Origin of the sequence: Dyadobacter psychrophilus, assembly GCF_900167945.1 — a bacterium.
In the GTDB taxonomy this organism is placed as follows: Bacteria; Bacteroidota; Bacteroidia; order Cytophagales; family Spirosomataceae; genus Dyadobacter; species Dyadobacter psychrophilus.
In genome coordinates, this window is record NZ_FUZA01000011.1 from 13023 (window position 1) to 35837 (window position 22815).

General features: G+C 43.7%; 18 protein-coding genes. 9 read left to right on the forward strand and 9 right to left on the reverse strand.

Going from position 1 to position 22815, the window contains the following annotated elements; translation table 11 throughout:
• Nucleotides 1–10: 10 nt before the first annotated feature.
• From B5X68_RS26215 to B5X68_RS26245, 7 genes are all read right to left on the reverse strand, one after another.
• Nucleotides 11–952, reverse strand: coding sequence for a GDP-L-fucose synthase family protein (locus tag B5X68_RS26215; RefSeq protein WP_082217739.1), 942 nt, complete (start codon nt 950–952; stop codon nt 11–13).
• Nucleotides 953–997: 45 nt separating this feature from the next.
• Nucleotides 998–2320, reverse strand: coding sequence for a UDP-glucose dehydrogenase family protein (locus B5X68_RS26220; protein ID WP_082217740.1), 1323 nt, complete (start codon nt 2318–2320; stop codon nt 998–1000).
• A 427-nt stretch (nt 2321–2747) separates the two neighbouring features.
• Nucleotides 2748–5123, reverse strand: a complete 2376-nt coding sequence (locus B5X68_RS26225) for a GumC family protein (protein ID WP_082217741.1) — start codon at nt 5121–5123, stop codon at nt 2748–2750.
• Between the two features lie 36 nt (nt 5124–5159).
• Nucleotides 5160–5984, reverse strand: coding sequence for a polysaccharide biosynthesis/export family protein (locus B5X68_RS26230; RefSeq protein ID WP_082217742.1), 825 nt, complete (start codon nt 5982–5984; stop codon nt 5160–5162).
• A 224-nt stretch (nt 5985–6208) separates the two neighbouring features.
• Nucleotides 6209–6988 (reverse strand): tyrosine-protein phosphatase, encoded by a 780-nt coding sequence (locus B5X68_RS26235; RefSeq protein ID WP_229208578.1) that lies wholly within the window; start codon nt 6986–6988, stop codon nt 6209–6211.
• 67 nt (nt 6989–7055) lie between these two features.
• Nucleotides 7056–8615, reverse strand: a complete 1560-nt coding sequence (locus B5X68_RS26240; protein ID WP_082217743.1) for a capsule assembly Wzi family protein — start codon at nt 8613–8615, stop codon at nt 7056–7058.
• A gap of 110 nt (nt 8616–8725) precedes the next feature.
• Nucleotides 8726–10498 carry an ABC transporter ATP-binding protein gene (locus B5X68_RS26245; RefSeq protein WP_082217744.1) on the reverse strand — a complete coding sequence of 591 codons (1773 nt, stop codon included), beginning with the start codon at nt 10496–10498 and terminating at the stop codon, nt 8726–8728.
• Nucleotides 10499–10654: 156 nt separating this feature from the next.
• On the opposite strand from B5X68_RS26245, the gene B5X68_RS26250 reads away from it, so the two are divergent.
• Both B5X68_RS26250 and B5X68_RS26255 read left to right on the forward strand, forming a co-directional pair.
• Nucleotides 10655–11296 (forward strand): 3-keto-disaccharide hydrolase, encoded by a 642-nt coding sequence (locus B5X68_RS26250; protein ID WP_082217745.1) that lies wholly within the window; start codon nt 10655–10657, stop codon nt 11294–11296.
• Between the two features lie 24 nt (nt 11297–11320).
• Nucleotides 11321–11788 (forward strand): YdeI/OmpD-associated family protein, encoded by a 468-nt coding sequence (locus B5X68_RS26255; RefSeq protein WP_082217746.1) that lies wholly within the window; start codon nt 11321–11323, stop codon nt 11786–11788.
• Nucleotides 11789–11791: 3 nt separating this feature from the next.
• On the opposite strand, the gene B5X68_RS26260 is transcribed toward B5X68_RS26255, so the two are convergent.
• Nucleotides 11792–12718, reverse strand: coding sequence for an AraC family transcriptional regulator (locus B5X68_RS26260; protein WP_082217791.1), 927 nt, complete (start codon nt 12716–12718; stop codon nt 11792–11794).
• A 165-nt stretch (nt 12719–12883) separates the two neighbouring features.
• Between B5X68_RS26260 and B5X68_RS26265 the strand changes: the two genes are divergently transcribed.
• The 6 genes from B5X68_RS26265 (at nt 12884) to B5X68_RS26290 (ending at nt 18659) form a co-directional block, all read left to right on the forward strand.
• Nucleotides 12884–14437 carry an aldehyde dehydrogenase family protein gene (locus B5X68_RS26265; protein ID WP_170916732.1) on the forward strand — a complete coding sequence of 518 codons (1554 nt, stop codon included), beginning with the start codon at nt 12884–12886 and terminating at the stop codon, nt 14435–14437.
• Between the two features lie 11 nt (nt 14438–14448).
• Nucleotides 14449–14817 carry a DUF779 domain-containing protein gene (locus B5X68_RS26270; RefSeq protein WP_082217747.1) on the forward strand — a complete coding sequence of 123 codons (369 nt, stop codon included), beginning with the start codon at nt 14449–14451 and terminating at the stop codon, nt 14815–14817.
• A gap of 199 nt (nt 14818–15016) precedes the next feature.
• The gene (locus B5X68_RS26275) at nt 15017–16291 is read left to right on the forward strand and encodes a DEAD/DEAH box helicase (RefSeq protein WP_082217748.1); all 1275 of its coding nucleotides are present in this window, start codon (nt 15017–15019) and stop codon (nt 16289–16291) included.
• Nucleotides 16292–16452: 161 nt separating this feature from the next.
• Nucleotides 16453–17184, forward strand: coding sequence for a DUF1361 domain-containing protein (locus tag B5X68_RS26280; protein WP_229208579.1), 732 nt, complete (start codon nt 16453–16455; stop codon nt 17182–17184).
• Between the two features lie 32 nt (nt 17185–17216).
• Nucleotides 17217–17948, forward strand: coding sequence for a class I SAM-dependent methyltransferase (locus tag B5X68_RS26285; RefSeq protein WP_082217750.1), 732 nt, complete (start codon nt 17217–17219; stop codon nt 17946–17948).
• Nucleotides 17949–18659: a pseudouridine synthase gene (locus B5X68_RS26290; RefSeq protein ID WP_082217751.1), complete on the forward strand. Its 711-nt coding sequence runs from the start codon at nt 17949–17951 to the stop codon at nt 18657–18659.
• A 94-nt stretch (nt 18660–18753) separates the two neighbouring features.
• On the opposite strand, the gene B5X68_RS26295 is transcribed toward B5X68_RS26290, so the two are convergent.
• A complete protein-coding gene (locus tag B5X68_RS26295; RefSeq protein ID WP_212568041.1) occupies nt 18754–19044 on the reverse strand; it encodes a helix-turn-helix domain-containing protein in 291 nt (96 codons plus the stop codon).
• Nucleotides 19045–19498: 454 nt separating this feature from the next.
• On the opposite strand from B5X68_RS26295, the gene B5X68_RS26300 reads away from it, so the two are divergent.
• Entirely contained in the window at nt 19499–22795 is a 3297-nt protein-coding gene (locus tag B5X68_RS26300; protein ID WP_082217752.1) for a SusC/RagA family TonB-linked outer membrane protein, read from the forward strand.
• Nucleotides 22796–22815 lie beyond the last annotated feature (20 nt).

A 22815-nucleotide genomic window follows, 5' to 3' on the forward strand; every position in this document is an offset into this window, starting at 1 on the left:
TCATCAAGTTTTATACTGCGTAGATTTCCTGATTTTTTAAGAAGTCCTGGTAGGCAAGAGCAATTCCTTGAGGAAGCGCTATTGTATGTTTCCAACCCGAAGCATGCAATTTTGAAACATCCATCAATTTTCGAGGCGTACCGTCGGGTTTAGATGTGTCCCAACGAATTTCTCCGGCATAACCGATTATGTTTGCCACAAGCTCGGTGAGCTCCCTAATTGATAGATCCTCACCGGTGCCGATATTGACAAGTTCTCGTTCATTGTAGTGCTCCATCAGGTAAAGGCAGGCATTAGCAAGATCATCTGCAAAAAGAAATTCTCGCTTAGGTGAACCAGTTCCCCATGCCTCTACAAAAGGCTTGCCTTGATGTGCAGCTTCATGGAACTTACGGATTAACGCCGGTAGTACATGAGAGTTGTTTAAGTCATAATTATCACCATACCCATATAAATTAGTGGGCATCGCGCTGATAAAATTGCTACCGTATTGGTCACGATACGCTTCGCAAAGTTTTATGCCCGCGATTTTAGCGATAGCATATGGTTCATTAGTTTCTTCAAGTAACCCTGTTAATAAATATTCTTCTTTAAGGGGTTGTGGCGCAAGTTTTGGGTAAATGCAAGAGGAGCCAAGAAACATGAGTTTTGTAACGCCTGCTACATATGCCTGATGAATAACATTTGCTTCAATCATCAGGTTTTCGTAAATAAACTCAGCACGGAAAGTATTATTGGCAACTATTCCACCTACCTTGGCAGCAGCAAGAAATACGTAAGAAGGTTTTTCTTCTTTAAAGAAATCTGCCACAGCTTGCTGATTTCGGAGATCCAACTCAGATGATGTGCGTGTTACAATATTGACATAGCCTTGAATGACGAGAGCTCGGTGTATTGCTGATCCTACCATTCCCCGATGTCCAGCAATGTATATTTTGTCGTTTTTTGTCATATTTCCAAAGAAGCTATTTCAAGAGACAAGATGTCCTGAGATTTATTACGCTAGCTCCTTAACATTTTGAGGCTCGCGACCAACACTGTAATAAGTAAAGCCTAAATCAGCCATTTGACTCAATTCGTATAGGTTTCTTCCGTCAAAAATGACTTTTTCTTTTAGAAGGTTGCCCATTTTTTCAAAATCGGGTGTACGAAATTGAGGCCATTCAGTAAAGATCATTAGCGCGTCTGCATCGTCTAACGCTGCATAGGCGGTGTGGCAAAAGGCCACTTCAGGAAGTATTTTTTTAACATTGTCCATTGCCTCTGGATCATATGCTGTGACTTTTGCACCCGCCGCTAAAAGTGCCTTTATGTTCTCAAGTGCCGGCGCTTCGCGAATGTCATCCGTATAGGGTTTGAAAGCTAGTCCCCATACGGCGATAGTTTTGCCTGCAAGATCTCCTTCAAAGTATTCACTCACTATCGGCAAAAGCTTCTTCTTTTGATCATCGTTAACTGCCATGACAGATTTAAGGGTCCGGAAATCATAGCCATAGTCCGAAGATGTCTTAGCCAATGCCTGCACGTCTTTTGGGAAGCAGCTGCCACCGTATCCAATGCCTGCAAAGAGAAATCGTTTCCCTATCCTGCTATCTGTACCTATCCCACGGCGAATGTCATCGACATTAGCACCAACCTTTTCGCATAAATTTGCGATCTCGTTCATGAATGTGATTTTCAAAGCAAGAAACGAGTTGGCAGCGTACTTGGTCATCTCCGCTGATCGCTCATCCATAAAAATTACTGGGTTTCCCTGACGAACCAGCGGCGCATACAGTGATTCCATTACTTTTTTAGCTAATTCGGAAGTTGTTCCAACAACTACCCTGTCTGGCTTCATAAAATCTTCAACAGCGACACCTTCTCTAAGAAATTCGGGATTTGACACAACATCAAATTCCACGATTGCATTTTTCGCAATGGCAGCCCGTACTTTCTCAGCAGTGCCAACAGGAACCGTGCTTTTATCGATTATCACGACATAGTGATCCAGTAGAGTACCCAAGTCATTCGCTACACCTAGAATATATTTTAGATCTGCTGATCCGTCTTCCCCTGGAGGCGTGGGCAGCGCTAGGAAAATAACTTCGGCATCTTTTACTCCTTCTGCTAAATCAGTTGTAAATTTTAACCGACCCTCCTCGATGTTTCGGTCAAACAATACATCTAGGCCAGGTTCATAAATTGGAATTTCACCTTTTTGAAGTCTCGCGACTTTATTTTGATCGATATCTACACAAATGACTTGATTGCCAGTTTCGGCAAAACAAGTACCCGTAACAAGGCCAACATAGCCTGTACCAACTACCGCTATTTTCATAACTAATGAGGTGAATGAGTAAAGTTTTAAGAAATTAAGGCAATACAAAAAATAAGTAAGATGGAGACCTAACTATTTGTAGAGTCGGGTGACTTGCGAAGGTTGGCAAAGTCACGCTAAGAGAAGGCGAAGCTGCCCTGTGTTTAAGATTTAAATTTATCATAACGTTGAGAATTAAGTAAAACTACATTCAATTTTCCGCTACGCTACTACAGCGCAAAAGCTAGTATTAATTATTCATAATAAATATAATACAAATATTCTCACTGTAAAATGCTTCCGTTAAAATCATTAGAATATTGCAAAAATTGCTTGAAAGTGCCAAATTCTAATTCATTAACCATTGCATTTCATCATACAGGTAAATTGTTGCTCTGAGAAAAGTCACATTGGCTTCGCATATCAGCAAAGCCAATGTAATTTTAAATCAACCTTTTCCAACAAGCTTTTTGAGTCTTGAGCCCATCGTTTGTACCCGGCTGTCGGATTCCTCAGCGTAATAACCATATCCATACCCGCCATATCCATAACCATAGCCATAGCCCGCACCGTAATTAACACCATTAAAAATTACGGAGAGGTTGGAGAAGCGTCGGGCCCTTTGCAAATCTCCAATTCTTTTTAGATGATCCAGCACTGTGTAGTTAAAGCGAACAATATATAGTGTTGCATCAACATGTTCAGCTATTAAGGCAGAATCTGTTACCAAGCCATAGGGCGGCGAATCGATTAATATATAGTCATATTGACTCCTAAGCTCTGCAAGCATTAATGGTAATCTACCATTACTTAGTAACTCAGAAGGGTTAGGAGGAATTGGCCCACTTGTTAAAACGTCGAATTTCGGGTGAACGCCTGTTGATTGGATAAAATCTTCATAGTGCCCTTGTCCGATAAGGCAGTTTGATGCACCGGTCTTATTAGGGACCATTAAACGATCGTGCAACGTTGGCTTACGAAGGTCGAGACCTATCAGTAAAACTCGTTTATCAGAGTATGCTAAACTCGCAGCCAAATTAATACTGATAAAGCTTTTACCTTCACCACCAATGGATGATGTAAACATGATAACTCGACAACTTCCGTCTCCAAGATATTGAAGGTTCGTACGCAACGCCCTGAATTGCTCAGCAACTGCGCTACGACTAGTCATTTTGATTATCGATTCTTCACCTGGAACGCCATTTACCACACCTTTCATTTGTCCAATCTCGCCTAAAATAGACGCGTGTGTCACTTTCTCAATTTCTTCTCTTGACTGAACCGTGTTTCGTAATAGGAACAACAAATTAATCAAAACAAGTGGGATAATAATGCCAAGAGCAAATGCTCCTCCCCATACCAACGCCTTCTTGGGCTTGATCGGCTTGAAAGTTGAAATAGGGGCATCAATTAACCTGCTATCTGTCACGGTCGAAGCATAAGCTAAGGCAGTTTCCTCTCTTTTTTGCAAAAGGTAAAGATACAATTCCTCCTTAATTGCCTGCTGACGCTTTATACCCACAAATTCTCGCTCCTTTTTAGGTATGGATCGCAAACCTGCTGAGAACCTTGTGTTAATACCTTCTAAGTTCCGCTTCGTAACGGCCATACCTCTTTTAAGATTCTGAACGTTTTCCCGAATTGATTGTCTTGTCCCGGCAAGCTGGGTGTTTATGGTCTGAAGCAGAGGATTATTTGGAGAAGTGGTTCTTGCATATCTTTCACGTTGCAGCTCCAATTCGTTAAATTTGGTAAGCAATGAAACAAGAACAGGATCATCAATCATATAAGTGGCCGGCGCAACAGCTCCTTCACCAGCATTCATTATGTAATTATCAACACTTTCCAGAATGCTTATTTTTGTATTAACCTCGTTAAGTTTTGAATCGTTTTCCTTAATATTTTCGAGGAAAAGTTGCGATTCGGCACTAATATCGGTAATACCCTGATTTGTCTTGTATGATTCAACATCTTTCTCAACGTCACCGAGTTCCCCAGTTATCAAACCTAGTCGATTTTCGATAAATTTGAGGGTGTTACTTGCTTCACTATTTTTATCGTTCAAAGATGACTGAATGTAAACATCCAACAATTTATTAAGTACATCTTTCGACCTTTGCACATTTGCGTCTTCATAAGTAATTTCAAGCACTGTACTTTTAATATTCGGTTGCTGTACAGACACTCGTCCAAGTATATTCTCAGCTAGATTTTTGACTTCGGTGAAATGAACTGTTACATCGGTAAATTTAGAATTCTCTCCTTTTGTTACAATGAAAGCTCCCCAAGCGTTATTAAACCTTTGATTGAAAGTGAATAACTGATCCTCGTCGTTGAATCTAAAATGTGTGCTATCTACCACGTGAATAATCAAAGGCTCTTCGTAACCGTATTCAGTTATAACTTCGGGTTTAATTTTAATCGGAGTTGTATTGTACAAATCTATGGTTCTTAGGCCGTCTTTGGTTGTATAAGACACATCAAGATTTAATTCTTTAACCACTTGTTCAACAAGAGTTTGGGATTTAAAAATTTCCATCTCATTTTCAACGGTTTTATTACCGCCAAACTGTGAGCTCATTTCCGTGAGTATATCTCCTTGCGAGCCTGTAAGACTTTTTTCCTCTTTAATAAGTATACTAGTCTTAGTGCTATACACAGGCTGAGATATTTGCAAATAAAAGAAAGCAGCCGTTAGCAGTATGAAAAGAAATATTGGAAACAGGTACCAATATCTAATCAGCCTCCTAATGTAGTCATTGAGGCTAAAGTCTGTGCTCTTTTCCTCAAAATCCTTCCCGTTCAAATTGCGATCTTCCATAAGTTGAGTATGATTTCTTGATTCAATTTTTGTCAATTACTTTGTCAAATTTAATATTAGAATCCCTAGGGTACTTATTCCACCGACAATAGTGACTATTAATGGGACAGTCCTTATTCTACTATCTGTGTCAAGCATTCTGGCTTTTACGGGCTCGACGTAGATGACATCATTTTTATGCAAGTAATAGTATGGGGAGTTAAAAATGTCTCGGGACGTAAGATCTATCCTTGCATACTCCCTTTTGCCATTTTCTTCTCTAATAATCATAACGTTGCTACGGTTTCCATAAATAGTCAAATCGCCCGCAAGGCTCAGGACTTCCGGAAGAGTAATCTTTTCATCAGGAATAACATAAACTGCTGGAAGTTTCACCTCCCCCATAACGGAGACTTTGAAATTTAGATTTCTAACAATAACTGAGGGCTCTTTCAGATAATTTTGCAGTCTGAGCCGAATTGTGTCAGCTGCATCCGTCGTCCGCAATCCACTGACCTTAACCTTCCCAACTAGCGGTATCTCAATTGCGCCATCTGAATCTACCAAATACCCTAAGGGCTGGACTCTTGCTCCCCCAACACTAGAATAATTAGTGCTGGCAGTGGTGAAAAGATTAGGCGTGTTGAACACTTCATTTGCCTCTGCATTTAAGCTCCCAACAATTATAGATAATATATCACTCGGAAGAATGGTAGGAACATATCTCTGAGTGATTTCTTGTGAAGAATAACGAAGCGAATCTCCTTGGAAATATACAATCGATTTTGGAGAAACGCAGGATGATATTCCTCCAATCATTGCAATAAGAAAAAAACCAAAGTTTGTGATTTGCTTTAATAGCTTAGGGGTAGACGAACTCATAGAAAAACGTTAAGATATGTTCTAACTAAATTTAAATCTTTACTAGTCAATGAATTGTGTAATATTATTTCAGGAAATAATTAGAACAAACTCATTTTATAAAAGGCATGTACGGAAAAAATAATAAGAAATATGTTATCGTCTAAGGAGGGGGTTCTTGATAATGTGCAAAACCGACAGGTTCAAGATTTAAGACAAATATAGAATAAATTCAATTGTCAACATCAAATATTTATAAGTTTTTCATTCTGGAAGGGATACTTTTGCAACCAATTATTCTTGTTACTTTTTTGAATCATCTCCAAATGCTGGATTTTGTGAGCGTCCGTGCCTAAAAATGTTATTAAATTATTTTTAAGAAGCCATTCGGCCATTTTTAATATATTCTCCCCATAGTAACCGCTAAGGGAAAGAATGTTTACCTGCAATTCACAGCCCTGATCAACCAGTTTTCTGTAAATGCTAGGGTCAGAATAGAAGTAAGTATATCTTTCAGGGTGTGCGAGCACCGGCTGGTATCCTTTTTGAATGATGGAAAATAAGTTTTCGGATGTGTTCATCAAAGGTGTTGAATATGGCAATTCTACAAGCAGCCGATTTCCTGGTAATGTTAAAACTTCCTGGCCCCCAGAAATCATTTCATTGAAATGTTCGTCAATGAAGTATTCTGCAGCTGCATCTATTTGAATAGTAAGCCCAGCAGCGCTCACCGCTCTTCTTACCTCATCCAGCTTTGCGCGTATTATTTCCGGAGTATTTCTGTAACAGTCCCACATTACGTGCGGTGTTGTTACGATCTTAACAAACCCCAGCGATTGCATTTTAGAAGCCATTTCAACAGCTTCCTCTATTGTTTGGACACCATCATCTATACCTGGTAGAACATGAGAATGTATATCAATGCCAATGGAATCCAGACTTATATTTTTTTGCGTTTTTTTGTCAAATAGCCAGTTAAGCATAATAATTTCGGTTGCCTGGCTCACGTTTAGTGTGCGTTTCAACCGGATTTTTTGAGATGATTTTTTATAAAGTTTGTTTAAAGATCAGATTCTTATTTGGTTGTTGAAATTACCACGCCTTGGAAACCTTTAACCATGCGCCAGTCGAATTGTAAAGAAGAGATCCTTGATCAAGAGCAAAGCCTCCACTAATCGCCGTATTATGTTTTAACCGTCGTCTGCCCTCGATTGATGAAGCAAATTGACCTTCTTTTTCGAAATATGGGGGTTTACTTGGGATTCGAATGTTATTTAGAGAATGGCCTAACGGACTCGTACCGTAAGTGCCGTAGTTTAACGAATAATTGAGCCTCAGCATCAGGCTCCATCCCGCTACTGCGACCTCTGTGGCACCGTGGAACGCCGTTAAACGGTTATTGATGTAAAACTCATTCGCAACCTTGGGTAAGTCTTTCCTACTGTATTTTGCACTGGTTACAAGCGGGTTGCCAATATTTTCGCCCTTGTAGCTCCATCCCTTTAGGTAAATATAATTATTATAGTAGTCTTCGTCACCCGAAGGCGTGATTTTTGCATCAATCTCGCCGCCCTGGCTCTTTGTGTTAATATATTCAAATAGAATTTTTTTCAGACGGAAACTTGCAGTTGATTTAGAAAAATTCCTGTTAGATAAGCTAAGTCCGAAAATGCCATCTTTGACATTGTTTAGATGATAAAGGCCTCCGACTTCGAAGAAAAACTGATGATAAGCCATTACTCCTACTGCTCCTGCATCCACCTCAATGGCTTGATCTATTGAACCCAAATGATTGCCGACTTTAGATCTGGGGAGACCAATATCATCGCCACCATAGCTCTCTCCCAATATTACCCGCTTGTAGGTTTCCAAAACAGAAAGTTTGAAAAGCGTCGGATTCATTTCCTTCTCATTACCCCAAAACACTTGGTGATTGAAACCCGCGAAAACTCTCACATTCCAGGTCTGTTTTCCAAGGCGAGCGTAAAGTGATTTTTGATGAAAAAAAGAATTGACAGAACTAAACCTGTTTCCGTTTCTTACCTCGGTATTTCCCAACCACCCGTGCGCGAAATTTCCCTTAACGGCAATCACTCCTTTCAAAAATGGCAAATCCCAGAACTCCGGAATGGAAATTTCAACTTTTGGAATCCCGAGACTATTTCCCGAAACGGAAAAGGCGCCTGAGGACAACGTCGTGTCGATCAATCCCATAACGTCTCTGCTGCGGCCAGCCTTTAGTTGAAAAATTCCTAACCGTCCCTTAGCATAACCTTCAATGAGCATTAGCTCTGAACGTCTGCCAATATTAAACCTGGGTTCCAGGTAAACGCCCCAGTCTGTTAACTTATCCTTGCGGCTCTTAACATAGTCACGACCGATGCTCCCTATTAAAGAAAATGATGGTCCATCAAGGGGAATGCTGCCGAACTGGTTTGAACGCATCCAAAAAGGCACCTGTTTGTTAGAGGTGGCTATTGCCATCGCCGCGAAGCCAAATTTGAATTGTTTTCCAGCCTGCTCTGACGTTGTGTCCTCTATTACAGAAGTATCTGAGAAGTTTGACTGAACCTGCATGGTGCCTGCAACTGCTTCATAGAAGCAAGTGCATAACAAAATCAAAAATAAAGGTAATTTGACCAAGGCGTGCATGCAATTAAGATGTTGAGTAGCTTAAAAAAGTCTTTACAATGGGTCAAATATAATGCGTTTTTCTTAAAATATTTATATAATCAAACATTATCAGTTTGTGAACGATACCCTCACCCCCTAGCCATCGCCTCCTGATGCCGCCACAAATCCTGAAAAACCGCACTATTCGCACGAAGCTCCGCAAACGTCCCTTCGTCCACCAGATGCCCATCCCTCAGAATATAAACATAATCAAACTTGGTCAGTAGGTGCAGGCGGTGAAGCGTGGAGATGACTGCCTTATCTTTAAATTCTGCAAACATTCTGTCGTAAATAAGCGATTCTGTTTTGGGATCGACGCTGCTGGTGGGCTCGTCGAGCAGGACGATCTCGCTGCTTCTGGCTGCCAGAATGCCTCTTGCCAGTGCCAGGCGCTGTTTTTGGCCGCCGGAAAGATTTACGCCTCTTTCCTGAATATTTGAGTTTAGGCCATTTGGCAGTTTGGCAATTACGTCAGTGAAATGCGCCGTTTGGCAGACCTCCAAAATTTCTTCCTGATCAAACGGCAATCCTAATGTAATGTTGTATGCTATTGTATTTTCAAATATTTCCGGATCTTGGGGAAATAAGGTGATTTGGTCTGCTAATGTTTGCATATCAGTAGGTTGCTTACCGTCTACTAAGACATTAACACCTGCTTCTGGTGCGTACAACCCTCTCAGTAATGCGAGCAACGTGCTTTTGCCACTGCCGCTTTCGCCGATAAATGCAATTCGCTGACCTTTTTTAATGCGAATATGCAGTCCGTGCAGACTGTGCGCCTGTTTTTCCCTGTCGTAAACTTCGCCGTGTGAAAAATTGAGGTCATGAATTTCGATTTCCCGCCAGTGATCGGGGAGGCCTTCTGTGGCATCCGGGCGATGTTGCTGCTTGTAAGTTTCTGAAATCGAGCGCGCTGTCTGAACTTCGGTGTTATAGCGGATGATTTCGGTGTATTGCCAGGCAATATCTTGAAAAACGCTGGTAAACTGGTTCACGTAACTTAGTAAGGTCACGAGGCCACCTACCAGGAACACTTGTCCCGGAACGTAGTTTTGGTATATATAACCAACAGTAACCACCACATATATCAGCGCAATGAACATGCTGGCCACAAACCACTTCCATTCATTAACGGTAATTGATCTTACAAAAGGTGGAAAAACGTCATCCACCTTCGCCATCAAGCTGATTTTCATCCGTTTTTCAAGCCGCAATGTGATTACGGTAATAATGTTAGAAAGGCTGTCAAACAACGTGGAGGATACAACGTGTTCCCTTTCATTGGTTTCGTCAAGTGCTTTGATGAACGGTTTGTCAAACTTGAATATTACCCAGATATTAATTATTCCGATCAAGACGCCTATCCCTCCGAAAATGGGAGAAAACCAAACAATGGCAATAAATGAAAAAATGAATTTTGCGAAGGCGTGCAAGAACATGAAGCCATTTTGAAAAAAATCTCGGAGTGCTTCATAAGCCTTACGGATCCGGTTAATTGTAGCTCCGCTGTGATGGTCCTGATGCCAGCGAATAGGCAAATGCAGTGCCTGATGGTACATTTCATCCAGGAAGTTTTTGCTCATGTCAAATGCCAGTTTGCGTTCCATAATCCGTGCAGGACCGTGAAAAACCCATTCTCCAACGGTTAAGAGGACGTATCCTCCAACGTAAAGCCACACATTATCCAGGATACCGGAAGGATCTTTTTGAATAGATTGAACAAACCAGCCATATAGCAGCGGATTTGTTGCGAGCACAATATTGGCCATGATAAACATAGCGTAAACAAGCACGTAATGCTTTCGTTGCTGTCGTGCGTAGCGCCAGGCGGTTACCAGGAGGGAAATGTATGGGTTACTCATTTGCATTTATATTCTCCCGCAAAGTTAGCATTGTTCGCACGCATCATCTTGGCGGCAATGTGATATTCTTATTGCCAAAGAGTAGTTTTCACCCAAATTTGATTTAAATAAAAAAGAGTTCACATCATTGAAATACAAAACGCGTCTGGCTTTCTTATGAAAAAAACATTGACTACATTATGTATGGCGCTTTTTTTGAGCGTTGGCTTACAATTTTCATCCGTAGCACAGGACGGCTGGATCTCACTTTATAATGGAAAAAATTTCGATGGCTGGAAAATCGGGGCGAATGCATCCTCGTTCACCATCGTAGACGGGAATATTCAGGTTGCAGGCCCAAGGGCTCATTTGTTTTACGATGGTCCTGTCAAAAATCATATGTTCAAAAATTTTGAATTCAAAGCGACGGTGATGACTAAACCGGGCGCAAATTCAGGAATTTTTATCCATACGGCTTATCAGGAAGACGGGTGGCCATCGCAAGGTTACGAGGTGCAGGTCAACCAATCGCATACAGACTATAAGCGCACAGGGAGCTTGTACAATGTAGTCGATGTGAAAGAAACGTATGTGAAGGACAACGAATGGTATACCGAGTACATCAAAGTAGAAGGCAAGCACATCACCATTAAGATCAATGACAAGGTTGTTGTGGACTACGAGGAATCGGATGTGGACAAAAGGGATGGTGACATGAAAACCAAATTCCTGAAAGCCGGCACATTCGCATTGCAGGCACACGATCCTAAAAGTGTGGTGCTATATAAAGATATTATGGTGCGCCCGCTAACAGAATAAGGATTTCACAAATTACATTACAACATGGAAGATGTTGTCCGTTTCGAATCAACTCTGGATCGCCTCCCACGCAAGGGAGGCGAATTTTATATGCTCGTACCCGACGAAGTTGCCATGCAGTTTGTGCAGGGACGTAAGCCTGCGCGTGTGAGGTGCCTGTTAAATGGCAAAGTTGATTTCCAGTGCGCAATACGGCCAAAAGGTGGGGGAGGCTTTTACATTAATATAGGAACGCCGCTTAGGCAGGAAGGCAAATTTGTATTAGGTCAAAAGCTAAATGCAGAAATTCGCAAAGATGAAAGCGAATTTGGACGGGATGTGCCCGAAGAGTTGCAGGAATTGCTGGAAATGGATGAGGAAGGTAAACGTCTATTTTATGAATCGCTGCCAAGTCACCGGCGCGCCATCATTTATTATGTTGCAGGGGCGAAATCCGTTCAGGTGCGGATAGATCGCGCCATTATGATGATCAACAGGTTGAAGGTCAAATAGTAATTAAATGTCTTTTCCGCTCGCACTGCGATATTGGCTTGGGGAAATCCCTTCTGATTTCCTGAATTGCCTTCCGAAATAATTGAGATCCGAAAAGCCGAGCTGGTAACAAATATCCGTCACACTTGCCCTGGTGCCCAGAAGCAGGTGTTTCGCTTTTTTGATTTTTTCTCTCAAAATAAAATCAAGCGGACTAATGCTGTATTCCCGCTTAAATGCCCTGTAAAACGAGGCGCGGCTCATGCACGCCTTGTCACTAAGCTCATCCACTTTGATGTTTTCGCTGATATGCGCCCGGATATAGTTAATCACAAATGCCAGCGGGCTGTCTTCTTGTATGAATGCTGCTTCGTCGGTCGCTGCCAAATTCTGCGTCTGAATAATGTGGACGATTAGCTCCTGCAAAGTCAGGTCAGCCAAAATGTCCTTTCCCAGCGCTGATCCCGAGCAGATGTGGATCAGTTTGTTAAGCGTTTGGGCCAGTTCCACATTATTGAGAAAATGATACTGGTTGTGATGCAAATTCCAGTATTGCTGCTTGCCTTCCCGGGGATATGTCTCATTTAATCTATCAACAATCTGCTTGATTTTGTTCTGGTCCAGCGCCAGCGCTATACATTGTGTTGGATTGTCCTTATTGGCTTCTGGAAAATCAATCTTCATGGTCACATTGGCAGGCACTAGCACAGTTTCCCCTGGCAGATAATCAAAACCAGGCTCTTCAAACAAGTGCATCACCTTTTTGCCCCTGAGCATGCTGGTGATCACAAAATCCGAAAAGGTTAGCGGCACAAGCTGCGAGGTTTGCAATGTTTCAAACAGGTTCAGTTCGCAGTTTTCCAGCGTAAATGCCCGCCTGTTTTCAACCAGCGTTTTAAGCGATTTTTCTGCTGAAAGTGCCACTGCATTAAGTTTGTATCCCGCTGCCATGATGCCGTTTCCGTGTTTTAATGTTGCTGAATGTGCATTTATAAATATAATTCTTTTTTGATAAAATGAGATATTTATCCTACAATCTGGAACGATCGTGCCAATCAAGAACGGTGTTTTGAGCTAGGTTTGTATTTATAAATTAATTTAAATCAACATTAAACTATGGATACGATCACCGATAACCCGCAGACCCAGACAAAATCATACGCCAGCGAGACGCTTGCAAAAAGACCTGAATTCAAAGAGAAGTACGGCAATTATATCAATGGTAAATTCGTGGAACCGATAAAGGGAGAGTACTTTGAGAACGTTTCGCCCATCGACGGACAGGTTTTCACCAAGGCCGCCCGCTCTACCAAGGAAGACATTGAACTGGCTTTGGACGCTGCCCACAATGCATTCCCTGCATGGAGCAAAACCGCCGCCAGTCAGCGAAGCAACCTTCTTTTGAAAATCGCGCAGGTTATCGAAGATAATTTGGATTACCTGGCTATCGTAGAAACCGTTGACAATGGTAAGGCAATCCGCGAGACGCGCGCCGCCGATCTTCCGCTGTGTGTGGACCATTTCCGTTATTTTGCGGGTGTGATCAGGGCAGAAGAGGGGAGTGTCTCGGAGCATGACGAAAATACGGTTTGTATTAATTTACACGAGCCTCTTGGCGTCGTAGCACAAATTATTCCCTGGAATTTTCCTTTGCTGATGGCAACCTGGAAAATTGCGCCTGCGCTTGCAGCCGGATGCTGCGTAGTGGTGAAACCCGCAGAGCAAACGCCAACTTCAATCATGGTGCTTATGGAGCTGATTGGTGATATTCTCCCGGCCGGTGTGTTAAATATCGTTTCAGGATTTGGTGTAGAGGCAGGAAAACCGCTGGCATCGTCCCCCCGCGTTGCTAAGGTTGCCTTTACAGGTGAAACGACCACTGGCCGGCTCATTATGCAATATGCATCCGATAACCTTATCCCCGTCACGATGGAGCTGGGAGGCAAATCGCCAAACATTTTCTTCCCTTCCGTTGCTGACGAGGATGATGCATTCTTTGATAAAGCTATTGAAGGTGCGGTGCTATTTGCACTCAACCAGGGTGAAGTCTGCACGTGCCCTTCCCGGATTTTAGTGCACGAAAGTATTTATGACAAATTTATGCCGCGCGTCATTGAGCGTACGAATGCGATCAAAATGGGCCATCCGCTGGACAGCACAACCATGATGGGCGCGCAGGCCTCTAATGATCAGTATGAAAAAATACTTTCCTATTTAAAAATAGGAAAAGAGGAAGGAGCCCAAGTGCTTGCCGGTGGCGATGCGCAAAAATTTGAAAATGGCATTTCGGGAGGTTATTACGTTAAGCCAACGATTTTCAAAGGCCATAACAAAATGCGGATTTTCCAGGAAGAAATCTTTGGGCCGGTGGTTTGCGTAACAACATTCAAAACCACTGAGGAAGCTATCTCAATTGCCAATGATACATTATATGGTCTGGGCGCCGGAGTGTGGACGCGTGATGCGCATGAGATTTACCAGGTGCCGCGGGCCATTCAGGCAGGACGGGTTTGGGTCAATAATTACCACGCATATCCAGCGCATGCGCCATTTGGAGGCTACAAAAAATCAGGTTTTGGAAGAGAAAACCATAAAATGATGCTCGGTTACTATCGCCAGACCAAAAACATGCTTATCTCTTATGATAAGAACAAGTTGGGCTTCTTTTGAAAATAACACTTATGAAAACCAGCAGAGTGCTCATTACAGACGAAGCGGTTAAGGTCGTCGAAAAGCTCAAAGCAGAAAACGGAGATTTAATGTTTCACCAGAGCGGAGGCTGTTGTGATGGCTCTCAGCCTATGTGTTTTCCAAAAGGCGAGTTCCGTACCTCGGGCAGCGATGTGCTATTAGGCGAAATTGCAGGCTGCGAATTTTACATGAGCCGCGATCAGTTTGAATACTGGCAGCATACCCAGCTCACCATTGATGTTACGCCGGGAAGAGGATCAAGCTTCTCGCTGGAAATTCCAATGGGCATTCGGTTCATCACCAAGTCCAGGTTATACAGCCCCGAGGAAGCGATTAATCTGGTGGATGTAGATTTGTAGTTTAAATGATTGCAGCAAAGGTCAGGACGCACAAAGCAGCAAGTTTGCCGCGTGTATCTTGGCCTTTGTTTTCATTTTGCGCCGGATATTTTTTATATTTGTTCAAATCAAGCGGTTTGCTGACTGGGAAATATTGAAGTCAGCTCTTTTTTTAACACGTCTGTAGTCGTTTAAATCTATGGACTTTACAAGCTGAATTTTGAATTTCAATGAATTTGAACTCCACGAAGACGTGCTTAACGCCGTGGATTCCATGAACTACCAGCAAGCAACACCTATTCAGGAGCAAGCAATCCCTTACATTCTTAGCGGTAAAGATCTTCTGGCCTGCGCGCAAACAGGAACAGGAAAAACGGCTGCCTATCTGATCCCTATTTTAGATAAAGTTGCCCACGAAAGCAACGAACACACCGGCGCATTGATCCTTGTACCAACGCGTGAACTTGCTGTGCAGATCGATCAGCAGATCCAGGGTTTGGGATACTTTGTTGGCGCGACCAGCATCGCCGTCTATGGGGGTAATAAGGGGCCGGAGTGGGACCAGCAGAAAAAAGCGTTAACCCAGGGGGCAGACATTATCATTGCAACCCCAGGCAGGCTGATCGCCCATTTGCAACTTGGCTACGTGACTTTTGGGAATGTGAAGCATTTGGTGCTTGACGAGGCCGATAGAATGTTGGACATGGGTTTTCTCAGTGACATTTTGAAGATCATGAGCTTTTTGCCTGCTAAAAGACAAACGCTTATGTTCTCGGCAACGATGCCTCCTAAAATTGGTGATCTGGCAAAACGCATTTTGCAAAATCCTGAGGAAATAAGACTTGCGGTTTCGCGGCCGGTTGATCGCATTGATCAGCAGTTCTATATGGCAAAGGATGAGCAGAAATTACCATTGCTGCTGCATTTATTGAGTCAGGTTGAAAACACCAGTATGGTGCTTTTTACCTCCCGCAAATCCACGGTGGAACCGATTGTTCGTGCATTGAAAAAGCTTGGCCTTGCTGCCAGGGGAATTTCATCCGACTCTGAGCAGGCCGACCGGGAGATTGTTTTGAGAGAATTTAAAAACAGGCAATTCCCCGTTCTGGTGGCAACAGATGTGCTCTCACGCGGAATTGATATTGATAATTTGAGCCACGTAGTCAACTACGACGTTCCGCGTGATCCAGAGGATTATGTTCACCGCATTGGTCGGACGGCGCGTGCGGAATCAAAAGGTACGGCTATAACGTTCATTAATGAGCAAGACCAGAAATATGTTCTGAAAATTGAAAAGCTTTTTGAAAAAGAACTTGAAAAGCGATCAATAACCCAGGACCTGGGACTTGGAGATGCTCCACTATTTGAGCCGCGGCGTTTCAGGGCAGCCGGCGGTCGCAAACCTGGGGTTGCTGGCAAGCCAGCCCACAAATCAGCGGGAAGACCGAAAAGACGTAAACCTAAAAAGGAAACAAATAATCCTACCCAGGCCTAGCCTGTCAGAGTTTGTCAGACATGACGCAGCAGAAGTGATGAGGAAATATGATTATATCAACATTTATTTTAACGATAACATTGATATAAATGTGGTATGCCTTTTTTGCTTTTCATTTGCTTGCTTTTAAGTCGTCATGAATAAACTTAAATACCGTACTATTGGACCGTTTGATAGATTGGATAAGGAACCATAAGTTCAGCGTCTCAGATCCGCCCATTATATCGATGGAGGGTTTGTTCTCGCTCTTGCTGCTTTTGCTGCTAAGCCTGGTTGCTGTATTTTTTCACCTTATCCGCATTTTTTTCAATTCTCCCGTTGATTTTTCAATGGACTGGAATTTGTTTTTGAGCTGGATTCCGCTTATTACTGCATTCCTGGCCGACAACTTTACCAAGCGATTCGGGGCCATTCCCTTTACGCTGATCCTGCTCACGACCGTGTGGCTGGCGTTTTTTCCCAATGCGCCTTACATGATCACCGATCTGGCCCATTTGACAGTGGATTATCAGCGGGACCTGACCTGGCACGATGTCATCATGCTTTTCTTCTACGCAGAAGTCAGCCTTTTTAATGGCCTGGTTTCCCTATACTGGATCCACCGTTCGTGGCGACGTGTTTTTACTAGACGTATCAGCATTACGTTTCTGCTGTTGAGTCTTCCGCTTGCAGGCTTCGGGGTTTATCTCGGCAGGGTTAGGCGCATGAACAGTTGGGACATTATACATGATCCGCACGCCATTTTTAAGAACCTGATTGAAAGCGCTATGGACCGCACGGCCTGGGTTTTCAGCATGGAAATTGGTATGTTGCTGGGGATTCTGTATCTGGTGCTTTGGGTAATTATCCGTTTCCGTATTAGATACAGCAAGAAAAATCAAGTTGTTGAGTAAGAATTAAGCCATGAAACCGTGATTATTTCGATATGCAAATATCTGATAATGTAAAAGATTCCTATTCTTCGCAGTATAATGACGACTCGGTTTCCTGGCGTAATACAGGGGCTAAGTACAAGGCGCGCAACATTGTCGCACTGTCAAAGAATATCAGTTTCAAAAATGTGCTTGAAGTTGGAGCTGGCGAGGGGAGCATTCTTTCCTGGCTTTCTCAATGGGATTTTTGTAAAGATCTCAATTGTGTCGAGATCTCTGAAAGCGGAATCGGCTTGATAAAATCCAAGAATATCAAAAACGTTAACGATGTACTGCTTTTCGACGGTTACCAGATCCCGTATCCCGACAATCATTTTGATCTGGTAATCTGTTCACACGTTTTAGAGCATGTGGAACACGAACGGATTTTGCTCCGGGAAATCAAACGCGTTTCAAAATATCAGATTTTCGAAGTGCCCATTGATTTTTCTTTTTATGTGGATAGGAAAGTCAAACATTTCCTTTCCTACGGGCACATTAACATTTATACACCTGCATTGCTCAGGTTCCTGCTCAGGTCTGAGAACTTCCAGGTCAAGAGCGACATTTGCCATCTTTACAATGATGAGGTCATCAAGCCGCTTTTTAAGAATAACCCGGCAGGATTTTATTTAACCAAATTCAAACATTTCATCTTGCGGCTTTTTCCATATCTTTTGGGAATTAAACCCAATGCCTATGCGGTGTTGACGGAAAAGACTGAGAAGGATCTATCCATATTTTAAGTGACGGATTCAGCGCAATTACCCCTTCAAATAATCTACCATGACAACGACCTCGTTGCCATCAACAAGCCAAATGGACTACTCGTGCACCGATCGCCGATTGCCGCGGACGCAGATATCTTTGCCGTTCAGCTGTTAAGGGACCAGCTCGGACAAAAAGTATTTCCCGTTCACCGGCTGGACCGAAAAACTTCCGGTGTGCTGCTCTTTGCATTAAATGAGGAAATGAACAGTCTCATGCAGCAGCAGTTTCAGGATGGAAAAGTCGAAAAAACTTACCACGCCATTGTAAGAGGCTACGCACCGGACGAACTCGACATTGATTATCCCCTAAAAAAAGAAGACGGCACCATCCAGGAAGCGTTCACCTCCCTTCGTACGCTGGCGCGTACAGAAGTAGACTTCGCCATTGGCAAACACCCCACTTCGCGCTATTCCTTAGTAGAATTAAAACCTACTACCGGCCGCATGCACCAACTCCGCAAGCATATGGCGCACATTTTTCATCCCATTATCGGCGATAGGCCGCATGGCTGTAATAAGCAGAACCGATATTTTAAGGAGCAGTTTGGTTTGAACGAGATGATGCTTCATGCATCGGAAATAACATTTTCACATCCGTCTAATATGCGTTTAGAGACACTCCGTGCGCCTTTTCAAAAAAACTTTATTGCTGCGATGAATTTGCTGCGCATATATTTTATACTATGAAGTCTTAGAAACTTGGATTCATTAGATATGCTATCGTTTGCAAATCAGCAAAGTATTTCAGCACATGTATTATACAACAACGACCGCACTTAAGTCATCTTTCGAACATTGGCGAATCGAAAAAATCTTTTAAAGTGATATTAAGTGCCTGACAGATTTTATTTATGGAGTAAATTGTTGCACCTCTCCCGGATTCTAACCTATGCAACATCTGCTTGTCAGTTTCCATTTCATTTATCGCAAAATTGTTTTGCTTCTTACCGGAGGACAGTCGAAGTTCCTTAATCCTTTGAGCAATCTTTTGCTTCAATTCGATATCATGATGGTCCAGTTTTGCGCTCATTAGCGCAATCAGGAAAAAATTAAAAAAATAAAAGTCATCCATTTGGCTGACTTTTATTTTTTTAATATATTTGGGTCAATTATTGCGATACTTCACAAAAATATTTGAAGCATTCGCTTAGAGTCTCACATTAGAAAACTGGTAATTTTTGGAACGAGACCATAAGTAGAATAGCTCACGACCTAGGCGTGGGTTTGCTTATTTGTTCCAGGGTATACCAGTACCTCTAATGAGATAAGTTGAGTTCCACGCCTTTTTTGGCTCCCCAGATTTTCTAACTTATCTGAATTTAGTAACAGTCCTTTTGTTCAACACCAACCATGACGTTTATGAACAAGGTGCTCACTTATCAACTGGTAATCCGTAAGCCGCAATAAGCCCGGGCCGGGTCTGTTAGTTTTTGCTGCCCAATCCTGGGTTGCATCCTTTGCCGCAGCTATTCAGGCCCGGCGTAAACCGGTATTGCCTTCAATTTTCACTCCAAATCATAGTTGCAATGAAGTCACTTTATTGTTCCCCAAGAAGGCTATTGACCTATGTAGCCTATCTGATCCTCGCCTACGGTCTATTAGTCAGCTGGCGCCCAGCTTCTGCTCAGGGCCGTCCGGAAGTTAAAGGCAAGGTAATGGCCATGGACCAAAGTGCATTAGTTGGGGCCAGTGTGCAGATCAAATCGACGACCTCAGGCACTACTACAGCAGGAGATGGCAGTTTTTCACTTTTCGTGGATTCTTCCCGGGTGGCCCTTGTCGTCTCGTTTATCGGGTATCGTTCCATTGATACATTAATTTCGCTTCCACAAACGACTGCTCTTGTCTTTAATATGCAAGCGCACAGTGACCGCTTTGAAGAAGTAGCCGTCACGGGTTATCAGACGATTTCCAGAGAACGGGCTACGGGTTCATTTCTGCATGTGGATAAAGAGCTAGTAAACAGAAGAGTCTCAACCAACATTTTGGATCGTCTCAACGGGATTGCTGGCGGACTGCAATTTATTTCCAATGCTTCAAATGGCTCCTCGGGTAATTTAATGAGCCGCAATCTGGGCATTCGAATAAGAGGAGAAAGCACGCTTGCCGATGAATCCCTTATCAGCCGAGATCCACTGATTGTTGTTGACAATTTTCCATTTGAGGGAAACCTGGACAACATTAATCCCAATGACGTGGAATCTGTTACCGTTTTAAGAGATGCAGCAGCGGCATCCATATGGGGCGCGCGTGCGGCTAACGGGGTAATTGTTATTACCACAAAAAGCGGTAGCAAAAACAGACCGCTTCAAGTGGAACTTAACAGCAACATATCTTTTGGCAGTAAACCCGATCTTTATTATGATCCCAATTACTTGCAGTCCAAAGATTATATCCATGTCGAGCGCATCCTTTTTAATGCAGGTTATTTTGATGCGGATCTATCGGATGCTACATCCAGGCCAGTTGTCTCGCCAGCTGTTGAGCTGTTTTCACAGCAAAAAAGGGGCGCGATCAGCCAGCAGCAAGCAGCTCAGCAATTAGAGGCGCTCTCCCAGGTGGACCTGAGGCCTCAATATCTCAAACACGTTTACAGGCCTTCGGTCAATCAGCAGTATTCAGCAGCAATTACTGGTGGCACTAAACAGGCCTCATATTCGGTTGGCCTGGGATATGATCATAATGCATCGGAGCTGATCGGTAATGGCTATCAGCGTTTTACACTTAACGCAAAAAGCCTGTATTCCATCAGTCGGAAGCTAGATGTTACCCTGGCAATTAATTATGGCAGCAACAAATTAACGACTAACAATTATCAGAACCAGTTTGGATCCCAAGCCGTTGGCGGTAAGTACGGCAGTCTTTTCCCTTATGCCATCCTGGCAGATGAAGATGGCAGCGCCCAGGCCGTTGCCAGAGATTACCGGGACTCGTTCCTAGAACCTGCCGAAAGCCAGGGGCTGCTTGACTGGCGCTACCGGCCATTAGCAGAAACGGCTCTTGCCGATAAGTATACCAGGACCAACAGCCTACTGATGCGGCTGGGTGCCAGCTATCAATTGTTTAAGGCCCTGAAAGCAGAGCTTTGGTACCAAAGCGAAAGGCAATCTATAACGGATTGGGACTATAGGAGCGTGCAGACCTACTTTGCCCGCAACCTGATAAACCGCTTCACCCTGATCAATACCGATAGTAGTCTTACATACCAGGTGCCTGTCGGTGGCGTGCTCAACACAAACCAGGTTGAATCAAATGCCCAGAACGCAAGGGTGCAGCTTAGTTTCGACCGTAGTTGGGGTAGCGTGCATACTTTGACAGCAATTCTGGGCGCCGAGGCGCGCTCACTGGACACGGAGAGTGCCAGAAGGCTTGCTTATGGATACGATGATCAGACTGGCACGTCAGCCAACAATTTGAATTTCGCCGATGCCCTGGCCATTTACCCCTCCGGCAGTGAAAGAATTCCCGCTCCCGATGGCGACATTTATGGCGTTACCAATCGCTTTGTTTCCTATTATGGCAATGCGGCCTACACTTTCAAGGGGCGTTACACGCTTTCTGCCAGCGCCAGAAGGGATGGGGCCAATATATTTGGTGCCAATTCCAACAGACGCTTTACACCACTATGGTCCCTGGGAGGCGCCTGGGAGCTGACCAAGGAGCCGTTTTATCAGATCGATTGGCTGCCATATGTAAAGCTTCGAAGCTCAATTGGTTCCAGCGGCAACGTTTACCAGGGCTCGGTATATACCACCGGTGTGTATGTTCCTAGCAGCTACTCAGGTTTAAAAACAATTATCAACCTATCAGCGCCCAATCCTGGGCTCAGGTGGGAGAATGTCAAAACCTTTAATTTCGGTGTTGATTTTGCACTTAACAAGAACGCTCTGAGCGGAAGCCTGGAATTCTACCACAAGAAGGGCGCCGATCTTATCGAGCGGCAGGCACTTGCGCCCTCGATTGGTTTTAGCCAGTTCTATACGAATGGCGCCTCCACAAAAGCCATAGGAATTGATTTGAACCTTTCCAGCCAAATAGCCATAGGTAAGGTGATCTACAGCCCCACGCTGCTATTGAGCACTTTGCAGGATAAGATCACAGCTTATAGCGTAAAGCAGACAGCTGTCAGCATTCAGCAAGGATCGGGTAGGGCAGGGCTGGTGGGTAAACCCATCTATGGGATTTTCGCCTACAGGTGGTCAGGTCTTGATGCTAGCAGCGGCGATCCGATGGGTATGCTCAACGGCGAGCCAAGCAAGGATTATACGGCCATCATCAACAACTTTACGCCTGACAGCCTTGCCTACATGGGGCCGGCAGTGCCGCGGGTTTTCGGCTTTTTTAGAAACGACTTTACCCTAAGCCGCATTACACTTTCTTTTAACATCGGCTACAAGCTCGGATATAGTTTCCGGCGCGCTTCGACAAGCACGAATTACCAGGATGTTCTTCTCTCAGAAGCCAATAGCGATTTTAGCCGACGCTGGCAGCAGGCAGGTGATGAGCTCACCACAAACGTGCCCTCACTGGTTTACCCTAGCGATAACGCGCGCGCCACGTTTTACAGGTTCTCGCAGGTGCTCGTAGAAAAAGCCGATCACGTCAGATTGCAGGATGTGCGGCTGGGATATGATTTTGGGGGTGCTATGCTCAAAACCATGCGCCTGCAAAGTTTTCAGGCTTATCTCTACACCAGCAACCTGGGTATTCTGTGGCGGGCAAACCGGCACGGCATTGATCCCGATGCGGCCGCTGTCAATGCAAGCGACCATCCTTTGCCCGCTGTTTTCACCCTGGCAGCAGGCATCCGCCTTACTTTCTAAAAAATGGATCAACAACAAAT

Excerpts from the sequence above, each read along its gene's own strand:
- B5X68_RS26215 (WP_082217739.1), bottom strand. The coding sequence starts at position 952 with ATGACAAAAAACGACAAAATATACATTGCTGGACATCGGGGAATGGTA.
- B5X68_RS26220 (WP_082217740.1), bottom strand. The coding sequence starts at position 2,320 with ATGAAAATAGCGGTAGTTGGTACAGGCTATGTTGGCCTTGTTACGGGT.
- B5X68_RS26225 (WP_082217741.1), bottom strand. The coding sequence starts at position 5,123 with ATGGAAGATCGCAATTTGAACGGGAAGGATTTTGAGGAAAAGAGCACA.
- B5X68_RS26230 (WP_082217742.1), bottom strand. The coding sequence starts at position 5,984 with ATGAGTTCGTCTACCCCTAAGCTATTAAAGCAAATCACAAACTTTGGT.
- B5X68_RS26240 (WP_082217743.1), bottom strand. The coding sequence starts at position 8,615 with ATGCACGCCTTGGTCAAATTACCTTTATTTTTGATTTTGTTATGCACT.
- B5X68_RS26245 (WP_082217744.1), bottom strand. The coding sequence starts at position 10,498 with ATGAGTAACCCATACATTTCCCTCCTGGTAACCGCCTGGCGCTACGCA.
- B5X68_RS26250 (WP_082217745.1), top strand. The coding sequence starts at position 10,655 with ATGAAAAAAACATTGACTACATTATGTATGGCGCTTTTTTTGAGCGTT.
- B5X68_RS26255 (WP_082217746.1), top strand. The coding sequence starts at position 11,321 with ATGGAAGATGTTGTCCGTTTCGAATCAACTCTGGATCGCCTCCCACGC.
- B5X68_RS26260 (WP_082217791.1), bottom strand. The coding sequence starts at position 12,718 with ATGGCAGCGGGATACAAACTTAATGCAGTGGCACTTTCAGCAGAAAAA.
- B5X68_RS26265 (WP_170916732.1), top strand. The coding sequence starts at position 12,884 with ATGGATACGATCACCGATAACCCGCAGACCCAGACAAAATCATACGCC.
- B5X68_RS26270 (WP_082217747.1), top strand. The coding sequence starts at position 14,449 with ATGAAAACCAGCAGAGTGCTCATTACAGACGAAGCGGTTAAGGTCGTC.
- B5X68_RS26285 (WP_082217750.1), top strand. The coding sequence starts at position 17,217 with ATGCAAATATCTGATAATGTAAAAGATTCCTATTCTTCGCAGTATAAT.
- B5X68_RS26295 (WP_212568041.1), bottom strand. The coding sequence starts at position 19,044 with ATGGATGACTTTTATTTTTTTAATTTTTTCCTGATTGCGCTAATGAGC.
- B5X68_RS26300 (WP_082217752.1), top strand. The coding sequence starts at position 19,499 with ATGAAGTCACTTTATTGTTCCCCAAGAAGGCTATTGACCTATGTAGCC.